This is a genomic window from Cupriavidus sp. 01T418 (assembly GCF_056398885.1).
In genome coordinates this window covers 1-451 of sequence record NZ_JBFTQG010000178.1, presented here as the reverse complement: position 1 = coordinate 451, position 451 = coordinate 1, and the positions used below count along the sequence as shown (strand labels likewise).

General features: G+C 65.2%; 1 protein-coding gene. It reads right to left on the bottom strand.

Annotated elements, in window-relative coordinates; all coding sequences use genetic code 11:
• Window positions 1-175 precede the first annotated feature (175 nt).
• Window positions 176-451, bottom strand: a 276-nt coding sequence (locus tag AC1DQ3_RS36795) for an MOFRL family protein (protein WP_477124993.1), incomplete at its 5' end; no start/stop codon positions are given.

The window sequence follows — 451 nt, the reverse complement described above, 5'->3', positions numbered from 1 at the left end:
GAACACATCGGCTCCCGCCTCGAACAACTGCCGGATCACCTCGATATCGGTGCTGGCCGGTCCGAGCGTGGCAACGATCTTGGCTTTGCGCTGGCGTCTCATTTTGTCTCCTCTTCCAATCTCGGGCGGCGCGCCGCGATGGGCGTGCCATTGTTCAAAAACGTGGATTGCACACTTACACAATCAGGATGGCGCGGAAATCATTGACGTTGGTACGGGTCGGGCCGGTGACGATCAGGTCGTCCAGGCCGGCGAAGAATCCGTAGCCGTCGTTATTGCCGAGGTGCGCGCGCGCCGACAGTCCACGCGCCGCGGCACGGGTCAGGGTGTCGGGCGCGAGCAGCGCGCCGGCGTTGTCTTCGGAGCCGTCGATGCCGTCGGTATCGCAGGCGATGGCATGCACACCGGGCAGGCCCACACCGGGCAGGCCGTCCAATGCGACCGCGAGCGC